The sequence below is a fragment of the Pseudomonas sp. PDM04 genome, assembly GCF_014851765.1.
In the GTDB taxonomy this organism is placed as follows: Bacteria; Pseudomonadota; Gammaproteobacteria; order Pseudomonadales; family Pseudomonadaceae; genus Aquipseudomonas.
The window spans coordinates 770,906-784,288 of the sequence record NZ_JACVAI010000001.1 but is presented as its reverse complement, the minus strand read 5'-3'; the positions used below and the strand labels follow the sequence as shown (position 1 = coordinate 784,288).

The 13,383-nt window shown below is 62.5% G+C and carries 13 protein-coding genes; all 13 read left to right on the top strand.

Translation table 11 applies throughout. The features are described 5' to 3' along the window. Positions 1 to 104 precede the first annotated feature (104 nt). Positions 105 to 1,310, top strand: coding sequence for a sensor histidine kinase (locus tag IB249_RS03625; protein WP_192302134.1), 1,206 nt, complete (start codon positions 105 to 107; stop codon positions 1,308 to 1,310). Positions 1,311 to 1,315: 5 nt separating this feature from the next. After that, the gene (locus IB249_RS03620) at positions 1,316 to 2,701 is read left to right on the top strand and encodes a sigma-54-dependent transcriptional regulator (protein ID WP_192302133.1); all 1,386 of its coding nucleotides are present in this window, start codon (positions 1,316 to 1,318) and stop codon (positions 2,699 to 2,701) included. 211 nt (positions 2,702 to 2,912) lie between these two features. Next, positions 2,913 to 3,242: a flagellar hook-basal body complex protein FliE gene (gene fliE, locus IB249_RS03615; protein WP_192302132.1), complete on the top strand. Its 330-nt coding sequence runs from the start codon at positions 2,913 to 2,915 to the stop codon at positions 3,240 to 3,242. Positions 3,243 to 3,257: 15 nt separating this feature from the next. Next, positions 3,258 to 5,045 carry a flagellar basal-body MS-ring/collar protein FliF gene (gene fliF, locus IB249_RS03610; RefSeq protein ID WP_192302131.1) on the top strand — a complete coding sequence of 596 codons (1,788 nt, stop codon included), beginning with the start codon at positions 3,258 to 3,260 and terminating at the stop codon, positions 5,043 to 5,045. Beyond that, entirely contained in the window at positions 5,038 to 6,057 is a 1,020-nt protein-coding gene (gene fliG, locus IB249_RS03605; protein ID WP_192302130.1) for a flagellar motor switch protein FliG, read from the top strand. Before fliF ends, fliG begins: the two co-directional genes overlap by 8 nt. A 7-nt stretch (positions 6,058 to 6,064) precedes the next feature. Beyond that, complete coding sequence (gene fliH / locus IB249_RS03600) at positions 6,065 to 6,865, top strand: flagellar assembly protein FliH (protein WP_192302129.1); 801 nt, start codon at positions 6,065 to 6,067, stop codon at positions 6,863 to 6,865. Beyond that, on the top strand, positions 6,855 to 8,213 hold the full coding sequence (fliI, locus tag IB249_RS03595) for a flagellar protein export ATPase FliI (protein WP_192302128.1): 1,359 nt from the start codon (positions 6,855 to 6,857) through the stop codon (positions 8,211 to 8,213). Before fliH ends, fliI begins: the two co-directional genes overlap by 11 nt. Positions 8,214 to 8,219: 6 nt before the next feature. After that, on the top strand, positions 8,220 to 8,669 hold the full coding sequence (fliJ, locus tag IB249_RS03590; protein WP_192302127.1) for a flagellar export protein FliJ: 450 nt from the start codon (positions 8,220 to 8,222) through the stop codon (positions 8,667 to 8,669). 141 nt (positions 8,670 to 8,810) lie between these two features. Then, entirely contained in the window at positions 8,811 to 9,116 is a 306-nt protein-coding gene (locus IB249_RS03585) for an STAS domain-containing protein (protein ID WP_192302126.1), read from the top strand. Between the two features lie 5 nt (positions 9,117 to 9,121). Then, entirely contained in the window at positions 9,122 to 10,828 is a 1,707-nt protein-coding gene (locus IB249_RS03580; protein ID WP_318653490.1) for a SpoIIE family protein phosphatase, read from the top strand. A 30-nt stretch (positions 10,829 to 10,858) separates the two neighbouring features. Next, the gene (locus IB249_RS03575; protein WP_192302124.1) at positions 10,859 to 11,227 is read left to right on the top strand and encodes an Hpt domain-containing protein; all 369 of its coding nucleotides are present in this window, start codon (positions 10,859 to 10,861) and stop codon (positions 11,225 to 11,227) included. Positions 11,228 to 11,309: 82 nt separating this feature from the next. Continuing rightward, the gene (locus IB249_RS03570) at positions 11,310 to 12,686 is read left to right on the top strand and encodes a flagellar hook-length control protein FliK (protein WP_192302123.1); all 1,377 of its coding nucleotides are present in this window, start codon (positions 11,310 to 11,312) and stop codon (positions 12,684 to 12,686) included. Positions 12,687 to 12,878: 192 nt separating this feature from the next. Next, positions 12,879 to 13,382: a flagellar basal body-associated protein FliL gene (gene fliL, locus IB249_RS03565; protein ID WP_192302122.1), complete on the top strand. Its 504-nt coding sequence runs from the start codon at positions 12,879 to 12,881 to the stop codon at positions 13,380 to 13,382. Position 13,383: the final 1 nt, after the last annotated feature.

Below are 13,383 nucleotides of genomic sequence, written 5' to 3'. Positions count from 1 at the left end.
TGTAGGCGGTTTTTTTTAGGCACGGGTATTGCTAAGTCCCTCGCAACGTTCCGTTTCACTGACGGTCAGCCAAGCGAGAGAGCACGATGCCCCAAGCCGCCCAGATGTCTCCTGTCCCTGACGCTTCGGGGCACCCGTCGTCCGCAGAGCAGGCCAGTCGGCAAGGCCTTGAGCAGGCATTCGCGCTGTTCAGCCAGATGTCCAGCCAGTTGACGGATTCCTACAGCCTGCTGGAGGCCCGGGTCACCGAACTCAAGGGCGAGTTGGCGGTGGTCAGTGCCCAGCGCATGCAGGAACTGGCGGAAAAGGAGCGTCTGGCCAACCGCCTGCAAAACCTCCTCGACCTGTTGCCTGGTGGCGTGATCGTCATCGACGCTCACGGCATCGTGCGCGAAGCCAATCCCGCAGCGTGTGAGTTGCTTGGCCTGCCCCTCGAAGGCGAGCTGTGGCGTCACGTCATTGCCCGCTGCTTCGCGCCGCGTGAAGACGACGGCCATGAAGTGTCCCTCAAGGACGGTCGACGCCTGTCGATTGCCACCCGCTCGCTGGATGCCGAACCCGGTCAACTGGTGTTGCTCAACGACCTGACCGAAACCCGCCATCTGCAAGATCAACTGGCCCGTCACGAACGCCTGTCGTCACTCGGCCGCATGGTTGCCTCGCTCGCCCACCAGATCCGCACGCCGTTGTCCGCTGCGTTGCTCTATGCCAGTCATTTGACCGAGCAGGCGTTGCCGGTCGACACGCAACAGCGTTTTGCCGGACGCCTGAAAGAGCGTTTGCATGAGCTCGAACATCAAGTGCGCGACATGCTCGTGTTCGCGCGCGGCGAATTGCCGCTGATCGATCGTGTCACGCCGAAGGGGCTGATGCAGTCCCTGCAGTCGGCGGCCTCGACCCACGTCCAGGGGTTGCCGATTCGTTGGCAGTGCGACAGCCATGCGGGGGAGTTGCTGTGCAATCGCGACACCCTGGTCGGGGCGATCCTGAACCTGATCGAGAACGCCATCCAGGCCAGTGCGGGTGACGTTCGCCTGAAAGTCCATCTCTACACCCGTGACAAGCACCTGCGGGTGTCGGTCAGCGACAGCGGCAGCGGTATCGACACCCAGGTGCTGGCACGTCTTGGCGAACCTTTTTTTACCACCAAGGCCACCGGAACCGGCCTCGGCCTGACCGTGGTCAAGGCGGTGGCACGGGCTCATCAGGGAGAGTTGCGTTTGCGCTCGCGACCCGGTCGCGGCACGTGTGCGCAGGTGATTCTGCCCCTGTTTCCCGGTGAAAGGCTCAGCGCTCTCGGAGCGGAGTGAAGGACATGGCAATCAAGGTATTACTGGTCGAGGATGACCGCGCGCTGCGCGAGGCACTGGCGGATACGCTGCTGCTCGCGGGGCATGACTACAAGGCTGTCGGTTCGGCGGAGGACGCATTGGAGGCGGTGGGGTGCGAAGCGTTCAGCCTGGTGCTCAGCGACGTCAATATGCCGGGCATGGACGGACATCAGTTGCTCGGTTTGTTGCGGGCGCGTCAGCCGCAGTTGCCGGTGTTGCTGATGACGGCTCACGGCGCCGTGGAGCGTGCCGTCGATGCCATGCGCCAGGGCGCGGTGGACTACCTGGTCAAGCCGTTCGAGCCCCGGGCGCTGCTGGACCTGGTGGCTCGCCACGCGTTGGGCAGTCTTGGCGCGGCCGACAGCGAAGGGCCTGTGGCGGTTGAGCCGGCCAGCGCGCAATTGCTCGAGCTGGCCGGGCGAGTGGCCCGTAGTGACTCCACGGTGTTGATTTCCGGCGAGTCCGGGACCGGCAAGGAAGTCCTGGCGCGCTACATTCATCAGCATTCGCATCGCGCCAGCCAACCTTTCATCGCCATCAACTGCGCCGCCATTCCCGACAACATGCTGGAGGCGACGCTGTTCGGCCATGAAAAAGGCTCGTTCACCGGTGCCATCGCCGCCCAGGCCGGCAAGTTCGAACAGGCCGACGGCGGGACCATTCTGCTCGACGAAATTTCCGAGATGCCCCTGGGGCTGCAAGCCAAGTTGCTGCGTGTGTTGCAGGAGCGCGAAGTCGAGCGGGTGGGGGCGCGCAAGCCGATCACGCTGGACATTCGCGTGGTCGCGACCACCAACCGCGACCTGGCCGGTGAAGTGGCGGCAGGGCGGTTTCGCGAAGACCTCTACTATCGCCTTTCGGTGTTTCCGCTGGCCTGGCGTCCGCTGCGTGAGCGGACCGCCGATATCCTGCCGCTGGCCGAGCGCCTGCTGGTCAAACACGTCAATAAAATGAAGCATGCTGCTGCCAGGCTGTCGCCTGAGGCGCAGGCCTGCCTGATCGGCTATCCGTGGCCAGGTAACGTGCGCGAGCTGGATAACGCAATCCAGCGTGCATTGATCCTGCAGCAGGGTGGGTTGATCCAGCCGCAAGACTTCTGTCTCGCCGGGCCGGTTGCCTGTGCACCCTTGCCGACTGCGACGCCATCGCCGGTACGTGCGGTGGAGATCGAGGCCGAGCCGGCCGGGGCGCTGGAGGACGATCTGCGTCGCCGTGAATTCCAGATGATCATCGACACGCTGCGCGCTGAGCGTGGGCGCCGCAAGGAGGCGGCTGAGCGTTTGGGGATCAGCCCGCGCACCTTGCGCTACAAGCTGGCGCAAATGCGTGATGCCGGGATGGATGTCGAGGCGTATCTGTTCGCCAGCTGATGACCTGGTGTCTCTCTGTCTGAGGGGGGAGCCTGCTCGCGATGAGCGCGAAGACGCCCCGGGCATTCAGAGGGCCGACGTTTTCGTTGGCGAGCTTCGCGAGCGGGGGGCTTTTGTGCGTGATGTCGACCGAGCTGGCACCCTTGTTGCTAACACCTACGTATCGCTGAGTGAGTGTCAAAAAAATGCGTGCCGCCATTGAGAGTAGAACATGAGCCAAGGTATTGAATTTAATCGATTGATGCTGGATATGCGTGCCATGCAAATGGATGCCATGTCTGCGCCGAAATCGACGGCCGCCGTGCCTGAAATGAGTGGCAGCAGTTTTTCCGACATGCTCGGCCAGGCCGTCAATAAAGTGAACGATACCCAGCAGGCGTCGAGCCAGTTGGCCACTGCTTTCGAGATCGGCAAGAGTGGCGTCGACCTGACGGACGTGATGGTCGCCTCGCAAAAGGCCAGTGTGTCTTTCCAGGCATTGACCCAGGTGCGCAACAAGCTGGTTCAAGCCTACCAAGACATCATGCAGATGCCGGTTTAAGGACGAGATTGAGTCATGGCAGAAGCAGTCGCCGATAACGTTCCGGCCAAGGCCTCCCCGATAGACGGCAAACCGCCGCTGTTCGGCTTGTCCTTCCTGGAAAACCTCTCCGAGATGACCATGTTGCGTCAGGTAGGCCTGTTGGTCGGCCTGGCCGCGAGCGTGGCGATTGGCTTCGCCGTAGTGTTGTGGTCTCAACAGCCGGACTACCGGCCTCTGTACGGCAGTCTTGCCGGTATGGACGCCAAGCAGGTCATGGACACCCTGGCCTCCGCCGATATCCCTTATACCGTCGAACCGAACTCCGGTGCCTTGCTGGTCAAGGCCGATGACCTGTCCCGTGCGCGACTCAAGCTCGCGGCGGCGGGCGTCACGACAGGCGACGGCAACATCGGCTTCGAGATTCTCGACAAGGAACAGGGTCTGGGCACCAGCCAGTTCATGGAGGCGACCCGTTATCGTCGTGGCCTGGAAGGTGAGCTGGCGCGGACCATTTCCAGCCTGAACAACGTCAAGGGTGCCCGTGTGCACCTGGCTATCCCGAAAAGCTCGGTGTTCGTGCGCGATGAGCGCAAGCCAAGCGCTTCGGTGCTGGTCGAACTGTATTCCGGTCGCTCGCTGGAGCCGGGCCAGGTGATGGCGATCGTCAACCTGGTGGCGACCAGCGTTCCCGAACTCAGCAAGTCGCAGATCACCGTCGTCGACCAGAAGGGCAACCTGCTCTCGGATCAGGCGGAAAACTCTGAACTGACCATGGCTGGCAAGCAGTTCGATTACAGCCGTCGCATGGAAAGCATGCTGACCCAGCGTGTGCACAACATCCTGCAACCGGTATTGGGCAACGATCGCTACAAGGCCGAAGTGTCGGCCGACGTGGATTTCAGTGCCGTCGAATCGACCTCCGAGCAGTTCAATCCGGACCAGCCGGCATTGCGCAGCGAGCAGTCGGTCAACGAACAGCGCACCGCCAGCAATGGCCCGCAAGGCGTGCCGGGTGCCCTGAGCAACCAGCCGCCAGCGCCGGCCTCCGCGCCACAGACTACCGGCGGGGCGACCGCGCAGGCTGGCATGGTGCAGCCTGGCCAGCCGCTGCTGGACGCCAACGGTCAGCAGATCATGGACCCGGCCACCGGCCAGCCGATGCTGGCGCCGTACCCGGCGGACAAGCGTCAACAATCCACCAAGAACTTCGAGCTCGACCGTTCCATCAGCCACACCAAGCAGCAGCAGGGTCGCTTGAATCGCCTGTCGGTGTCGGTGGTGGTGGACGATCAGGTCAAGGTCAACGCGGCCAACGGCGAAACCACCCGTGCGCCATGGAGCGCCGACGAATTGGCACGCTTCACCCGTCTGGTGCAGGACGCGGTCGGCTTCGACGCCAGCCGTGGCGACAGCGTCAGCGTGATCAACATGCCGTTCTCCGCCGACCGCGGCGAAGTGATTGCCGACATTCCGTTCTATTCCCAGCCCTGGTTCTGGGACATCGTCAAACAGGTACTGGGCGTGCTGTTCATCCTGGTGCTGGTGTTCGGTGTACTGCGTCCGGTGCTCAACAACATCACCGGCGGTGGCAAGGGCAAACAACTGGCCGGCATCGGCAGTGACGTGGAACTCGGCGGCATGGGCGGCCTGGACGGCGAACTGGCCAACGATCGCGTCAGCCTTGGTGGGCCGACCAGCATCCTGTTGCCGAGCCCGAGCGAAGGCTATGACGCACAGTTGAACGCAATCAAGAGTCTGGTGGCAGAAGATCCGGGTCGCGTGGCCCAGGTCGTGAAAGAGTGGATTAACGCAGATGAGTGATAACCGAGCCGTTGCCGCCAAACTGACCCGGGTCGACAAAGCCGCGATTCTGCTGCTGTCCCTGGGGTCTACCGATGCCGCACAAGTGCTGCGCCACATGGGCCCCAAAGAGGTTCAGCGGGTGGGTGTGGCCATGGCGCAGATGGGGAACGTGCATCGCGAACAGGTCGAGCAGGTGATGAGCGAGTTCGTCGACATCGTCGGCGACCAGACCAGCCTGGGCGTCGGTTCCGACGACTACGTGCGCAAGATGCTGACCCAGGCCCTGGGCGAAGACAAGGCCAACGGCCTGATCGATCGCATCCTGCTGGGTGGCAACACCAGCGGCCTGGACAGCCTGAAGTGGATGGAGCCGCGCGCGGTCGCCGACGTGATCCGTTACGAGCACCCGCAGATCCAGGCGATCGTGGTGGCGTACCTCGACCCGGACCAGGCCGGTGAGGTCCTGGGCAACTTTGACCACAAGGTGCGTCTGGACATCATTCTGCGGGTATCCTCGCTGAACACCGTACAGCCGGCGGCCCTGAAAGAACTCAACCAGATTCTCGAGAAGCAGTTCTCCGGCAACTCGAATGCTTCGCGCACCACCCTGGGTGGCATCAAGCGCGCGGCCGACATCATGAACTTCCTCGACAGCTCGATCGAAGGTCAACTGATGGATTCGATTCGCGAAGTCGACGAAGACCTGTCCGGTCAGATCGAAGACCTCATGTTCGTGTTCAACAACCTGGCCGATGTCGACGACCGCGGTATTCAGGCGCTGCTGCGCGAAGTGTCTTCCGACGTGCTGGTCCTGGCCCTCAAGGGCTCGGACGAAGGCGTCAAGGAAAAGATCTTCAAGAACATGTCCAAGCGGGCGGCCGAACTGTTGCGCGACGACCTCGAGGCCAAAGGCCCGGTGCGCGTCAGCGACGTGGAAACCGCACAGAAGGAAATCCTCACCATTGCTCGCCGTATGGCCGAAGCCGGAGAAATCGTTCTCGGCGGGAAGGGCGGCGAAGAGATGATCTAATTTCACTATGTCGTCCAAACATGATGAGTCCCCCACCGACCTGATCCGTGCCAGGGATGTCAGTGGGTTCGACGTCTGGTCGTTGCCCAGCTTCGACCCGCCTGCCCCGGAGCCCGAGCCGGAACCCGAGCCGGAACCACCGGAAATCGAGGAAGTGCCGCTGGAGGAAGTCCAGCCGCTGACGCTCGAAGAACTCGAAGCCATTCGCCAGGAGGCCTACAACGAAGGCTTCGCGACCGGCGAGAAAGAGGGTTTCCACAGCACCACACTCAAGGTCCGTCAGGAGGCCGAAGCGGCCCTGACGCCGAAAATCGCGGCGCTCGAACAGCTGATGGTCAACCTGTTCGAACCCATCGCCGAGCAGGACACGCAGATCGAAAAGTCCCTGGTCGACCTCGTGCAGCACATCACCCGCCAGGTGATCCAGCGCGAACTGGCCATTGACTCGACGCAAATCGAGCACGTCATGCGCGACGCTCTCAAGTTGTTGCCGTTGGGCGTGGGCAATGTTCGTCTGTACATCAACCCGCAGGATTTCGAACAGGTCAAGGCCCTGCGCGAGCGCCATGAAGAAACCTGGCGCATCGTCGAGGACGAAGCCTTGTTGCCCGGCGGTTGTCGGGTCGAAACCGAGCACAGCCGGATCGATGCCACAGTCGAAACGCGTGTGGCCCGGGTCATGGACAAGCTGTTCGATCAGTTGCACGAGCAGGCCTTGCATCCGGCTGCGCCGGACCTGAGCCTGGAACTGCCGGTCGCTCCGGCGCCTGCTGCCGCGCCTGAGCCGGAAGAACCCGATGCGCCTTGAACGCACCAGCTTTGCCAAGCGCCTGGGCGGTTACGCCGAGGCCACGGAGTTGGCCGGCGCGCCGATCCTCGAAGGTCGCTTGCTGCGCATGGTCGGCCTGACCCTCGAGGCCGAAGGTTTGCGTGCCGCCATGGGCAGCCGGTGCATGGTCATCAACGACGACAGTTACCACCCGGTACAGGTCGAAGCCGAAGTCATGGGTTTCTCCGGCAGCAAGGTGTTCCTGATGCCGGTCGGCAGCGTGGCCGGCATTGCACCGGGCGCGCGGGTGGTGCCACTGGCGGATACCGGCCGCCTGCCAATGGGCATGAGCATGCTCGGGCGGGTGCTCGACGGCGCCGGTCGTGCGCTGGACGGCAAGGGCGGGATGAAGGCTGAAGACTGGGTGCCGATGGACGGCCCGACGATCAACCCGCTCAAGCGCCACCCGATCAGCGAGCCGCTGGACGTGGGCATTCGCTCGATCAACGGCTTGCTGACGGTCGGTCGTGGCCAGCGACTCGGGCTGTTCGCCGGTACCGGCGTGGGCAAGAGTGTGCTGCTGGGCATGATGACGCGCTTCACCGAGGCCGACATCATCGTCGTCGGGCTGATCGGCGAGCGGGGTCGTGAGGTCAAGGAGTTCATCGAGCACATTCTCGGTGAAGAAGGCCTCAAGCGTTCCGTGGTGGTGGCGTCCCCGGCGGACGATGCGCCGCTGATGCGGATGCGTGCCGCGATGTACTGCACGCGGATTGCCGAGTATTTTCGCGACAAGGGCAAGAACGTCCTGTTGCTCATGGATTCGTTGACCCGTTTCGCCCAGGCCCAGCGGGAAATCGCCCTGGCCATCGGCGAGCCGCCGGCGACCAAGGGTTATCCGCCATCGGTGTTCGCCAAGCTGCCGAAGCTGGTGGAGCGCGCCGGTAATGCCGAGAAGGGTGGCGGCTCGATCACCGCGTTCTATACCGTGCTGTCCGAAGGCGACGACCAGCAAGACCCTATCGCCGACTCGGCGCGGGGCGTGCTCGACGGGCATATCGTCCTGTCCCGACGCCTGGCTGAAGAGGGCCATTACCCAGCCATCGATATCGAAGCGTCCATCAGTCGGGTCATGCCGTCGGTGGTATCGCCGGAGCACATGGCGCGGGCGCAGTATTTCAAGCAGTTGTGGTCGCGTTATCAACAGAGCCGCGACCTGATCAGCGTCGGTGCCTATGTCGCCGGTGGTGACCGGGAAACCGACCTGGCGATTTCCCTGCAGCCGCAACTGGTCAAGTACCTGCGCCAAGGGCTCAACGACAGCATCAGCCTGGGCGAGAGCGAAGCCTATCTCGGTTCGATCTTTGCGCCGGCAGCTGGCGGTTAACCGGTCATGGCGCAGAGTCGGGCAGGGCGCCTGGCGCCGGTGGTGGAAATGGCCGAGAAGGCCGAAAAAACCGCCGTCCAGCGCCTGGGGTATTTTCAGGGCCAGGTACGCCTGGCGGAAAGCAAACTCGCCGACCTCGAGGCCTTTCGCCTGGACTATCAGGAGCAGTGGATCATTCGCGGCAGCAGTGGCGTCTCGGGCCAATGGTTGCTGGGGTACCAGGGCTTTCTGGCGCAGTTGGGCGTGGCGATCGATCAACAGCGCCAAAGCCTGGTCTGGCATCAGAACAACCTGAACAAGGGACGGGAAGCCTGGCAGCAGGCCTACGCCCGGGTCGAGGGGTTGCGCAAACTGGTGCAACGCTACGCCGATGAAGCCCGGCAACTGGAAGACAAGCGCGAACAGAAATTGCTGGACGAATTGTCCCAGCGGTTGCCGCGTGAGCATCCTTATTGACTCAAGTGGATTGCGTTATCGGTCTTCGCGGGCCAGTTGCAGGTGCCCTTGAATGCACCGCCGCTCTTCGGCCTTGCCCCTGTCTGCGCCAAGTGCTAAACCTTGTACAACGTTGTTCACTAATGACAAGGAAGCCATGCAATGTCAGTCGTTACTGAAGTCTCTCCCGATGGGCAAAAGCTGACAATATCGATCAAGGGACGCTTCGATTTCGCCAAGCACCAGGCGTTCCGCGAGTCCTACGAGTTCCTTCAGCCAAAGCCCGACTACTTCGAAGTGAACCTGAAAGACGCCACCTACCTCGACAGTTCGGCGCTCGGCATGCTGTTGCTGTTGCGTGACCATGCCGGTGGCGAGAATGCCGATATCAGGTTGACCCACGCCAATGCGGATGTGCGCAAGATCCTCGCCATTTCCAACTTCGAACATATCTTTGACGTGGTATGAGCATCGTGCAACCGATGCTCGAGGCGCTGACGATCCTGATCGCCGAGGACAGTGCGGCTGATCGCATGCTGCTGTCGAGTATCGTGCGCCGCCAGGGCCATGACGTGCTCACTGCGGCCAATGGCGCCGAAGCGGTCGAAGCGTTTCGCCAGCAACGACCGCAATTGGTGTTGATGGACGCGATGATGCCGGTCATGGACGGATTCGAGGCGGCGCGGCAGATCAAGGACCTGGCCGGGGAAACCCTGGTGCCGATTATCTTTCTGACGTCGCTCAGCGAAAGCGAAGCCTTGGCCCGTTGCCTGGAGGCGGGTGGTGACGACTTTCTGGCAAAACCCTACAACCAGGTGATCCTCGCCGCCAAAATCAAGGCGATGGACCGCTTGCGCCGGTTGCAAGCCACGGTGCTGGAGCAACGGGACCAGATCGCCAGGCACCACGATTATCTGCTCAACGAACAGCGCGTCGCCAAGGCCGTGTTCGACAAGGTCGCCCATTCCGGCTGCCTGAACGCCCCCAATATCCGATATCTGCAATCACCCTACGCGTTGTTCAACGGCGATTTGCTGTTGGCGGCCTTCACCCCGGCCGGCGACATGCATGTGCTGCTGGGCGATTTCACTGGTCACGGCCTGCCCGCCGCCGTCGGAGCCATGCCACTGGCCGAGGTTTTCTACGGCATGACCGCCAAGGGTTACGGCCTGGCGGAAACCCTGCGGGAGATGAACGCCAAACTCAAGCGTATCCTGCCGGTCGACATGTTCTGCTGCGCGACGCTGCTGAACCTGAGTTTCCAGCGGCGTTCGGTGGAGGTCTGGAATGGCGGAATGCCGGATGGCTACCTGCACAGCATCGCCAGCGGCGAGCGCACCCCGTTGAAAGCCCGGCATTTGCCGCTCGGGGTGCTGAGTCCGCAGGCTTTCGATGACCGCACCGAGGTGTATCCGATGGCCTTGGGCGATCGGGTGTTCCTGTTGTCCGACGGGGTCATCGACACCTGCGACGCTCACGAGCGCCTGTTTGGCGTGGAGCGTTTGCAGCAGGTGTTTGCGGCCAATCGCGACCCGGACCGACTGTTCGAGGAGATCGACCAGGCGCTGCGGGATTTCCGCGGCGAGGCCCGCGACGATGTCAGCATGGTCGAGGTCAGTCTGGTGGAAGCGGCGCAGTTGAGTCCGCCGGCACTGGTTTATTCCGATAGCGGCCAATCCTGTCCGCTGGACTGGTCGGTGAGTTTCGAGTTTCGCGCCGCCACCCTCAAACGCTTCAATCCGCTGCCCTATCTGCTGCAACTGCTGCTGGAAGTCCACGGTCTGCGCGCGCAGAGCGGAGCGCTCTACAGCGTGCTGGCGGAGTTGTATTCCAACGCCCTGGAGCATGGCGTACTGGGGCTGGACTCAAGCCTCAAGCGCGATGTCTCGGGCTTCACCCGCTACTATCAAGAACGTAATGCGCGCCTGGACGAGCTTCAGGAAGGTTACGTGCGAGTCCATTTGCAGGTTACGCCAAGGGACGAAGGCGGTTGCCTGACGATTCGGGTGGAGGACAGCGGCAAGGGCTTTGACGTCGAACGAGTGATGGCGCGCCCGTTGGACGGCATCCGTTTGTCGGGTCGCGGCGTAAGCCTGATACGTCAGTTGGGTCGAAATGCCAACTGGTGCGACGATGGTCGTACCGCCTGCGTGGAGTTTTTCTGGGAGGCTCTGGCATAATCCACGCATTCTTGATCAAGGAGTGAACAAGTGGCTGACACACACCTGAACCGCGACGTGCTCAGCGCGTTGCAAGAGGTCATGGGCGATGAGTATTCGATGTTGCTGGATACCTTCCTGGCCGACTCCGAAGAGCGCCTGAGTCAGTTGCACGAGACGGGCGATGCCGAAACGCTGGGTGCCACGGCACACAGTTTCAAGGGCAGTTGCAGCAACATGGGCGCCACTCGCCTGGCCCAGTTGTGCCATGAGCTCGAGCAACGCAGCAAGCAGAAGCCGCTGTCGGGCATCGAACGACTGGTCGGTGAAATCGATGGCGAATTCGCGATTGTCCGTCCGCTCTATGAGGCGGAACGCCAGCGTTCCCTTGCTCAAAGCACGACCGTCCAGCGCTTTTAACGCATATTTGTAAAAGCTGGCTCAACCCTTGCAGCAATCTCCGCAACTGTACCTACGATTCCAGTGCAGCGGAGACCGTTTCATGCCCGTTACCCCCAATATTCTTCTTCAGGCCACCGCGCAGGCCAAGACTCAAGCCGCCTCCGCCAATTCATCGGCGCTGACCGCAGAGCCTGGGGACAAGGCGTCCAGCTTCGCTCAGGTCTACGCCAATCAATCCCAGACCAAGCCCTTTGCCTTGGCCGATGCACCGGCTAGGCCGGCGAAGGACAAGGCGCCGGAAAAGACCCCGGAGAACGCCGGCAAAAAAGACCTGAGCGACAACAAATCTGCCGCCTCGGAGCCGACGGTTGCCGATAGCGGCAAATCCTTGCCCGCCGAAAAGCCGGCGCCCGCCGACGACAAGACCGCCAGCGACGATACGGCGGACGGCGATGCGAATGCGGCGCCGGTGGCGGACACCGCGCCGGTCGATCCGGCCCTCGATCCCGCCTTGCTGCCGGTGATACAACCGGTGGTCACGGAGCCCGCACCGCAGGCGGCACCGGTGGTCGCCGCCGTGCAACCACAGGTCGAAGCACCTGTCGCTGCGGCCGTGGTGACGACGCAGCCAGCCGTTGCCGCCGACAGCGATTTCGATCCGGAAGCCGATCCGCTCGACGCGCTTCCTGCGGTGCGTATGGCCATGGAGCAGGGGGGGCATATTTCGGCAGCCAGTCAGGCACAGCCCAAGGCGGCGCCGACGTCGGCGCAGGCGCAGGCTGATGGTGAGCCGACTTCCGCGCAGAACTTCGCCGCCGGCATGGCCAGCATGCTCGATGTACAGGCTGACAAGGACAGCACCAGTCAGGGTGGAGAGAAGGCATTCAGCGGGCTGATCAGCGACGGCCTCAAGGACCTGAAGTCCGCCAGCAGCGATACCCGTGTCGACGACTTCGCCAACCGTCTGGCGGCGTTGACCCAGGCGGCTACGCCAAAAACCGCCAACGCCTTGCCGGTCAACCAGCCGATCGCCATGCATCAGAACGGCTGGACCGAGGAAGTGGTGAACCGGGTCATGTACCTGTCCAGCGCCAATCTCAAGGCGGCCGATATCCAGTTGCAGCCGGCTGAGCTGGGGCGGCTCGATATCCGCGTCAACATGGTTCCGGACCAGCAGACCCAGGTGACGTTCATGAGTGCTCATCCGAGCGTTCGTGAGGCGCTGGACGGGCAGATCCATCGCTTGCGCGATATGTTTGCACAGCAGGGCATGGGGCAAGTCGACGTCAACGTCTCCGACCAGTCCCGCGGTTCGCAGCAAGGCCAGGAACAGGCTCAACAGAGTCAGGGTGGCCGCACCAATGCCAGCGGCGGTCGCCTCGATGCCTCGGATGACGACCTCGCCTCCGGCATTGCCGAAGCCGCCGCCACGGCAACCAGCGTGATCGGCACCAGCGCGGTGGATTACTACGCCTGAACTGATTCACTCTTCTCCTTGTGGGAGCGGGCGGGCTCGCGAATGAGCCTGCCAGGCATCGAAACGGTGTCTGGCAGGTGCATTCGCGGGTCCGCCCGCTCCCACAGTCGTTTGTGGTGAGCGTTCTGGCATAACACTTGCTCTTTCCTCTCCGTGCGACTGTGAAACCCCGAATAGTGACGGATTATTGGCATGGCGAAGAGCGAAGCTGCAGCAGTAAAAGACCCCGCAACCAAAGGCAAACTCAAGCTGATCATCGCGGGCGTGGTGGCTCTGCTGCTGGCGATCGGCTTGTCGGTAGGGGCCACCTGGTACTTCATGCACAGTGCCCAGAGCAAGCCTGCCGCACCGGTCGAAGCCGCACCGGTCGGCCATCAACCGGCGGTTTTCGAGGCCATGGCGCCAGCCTTCGTGGCCAACTACAACCAGAACGGCCGTCAACGCTACATGCAGGTGAGCATCACCATGCAGGCCCGCAGCCAGGCCGACCTCGATGCGCTCAAGGTGCACATGCCGGTCATCCGCAACAATCTGGTCATGCTGTTCTCCGGGCAGGATTTCGCGACCCTGGCGTCGCCGGTCGGTCAGGAAATGCTGCGCCAGAAAGCCACGGCCAGCGTCCAGGAAGTGGCGCAGAAAGAACTCGGCAAAGTGGTCATCGAACAGTTGCTTTTCACTAATTTCGTACTGCAGTAGG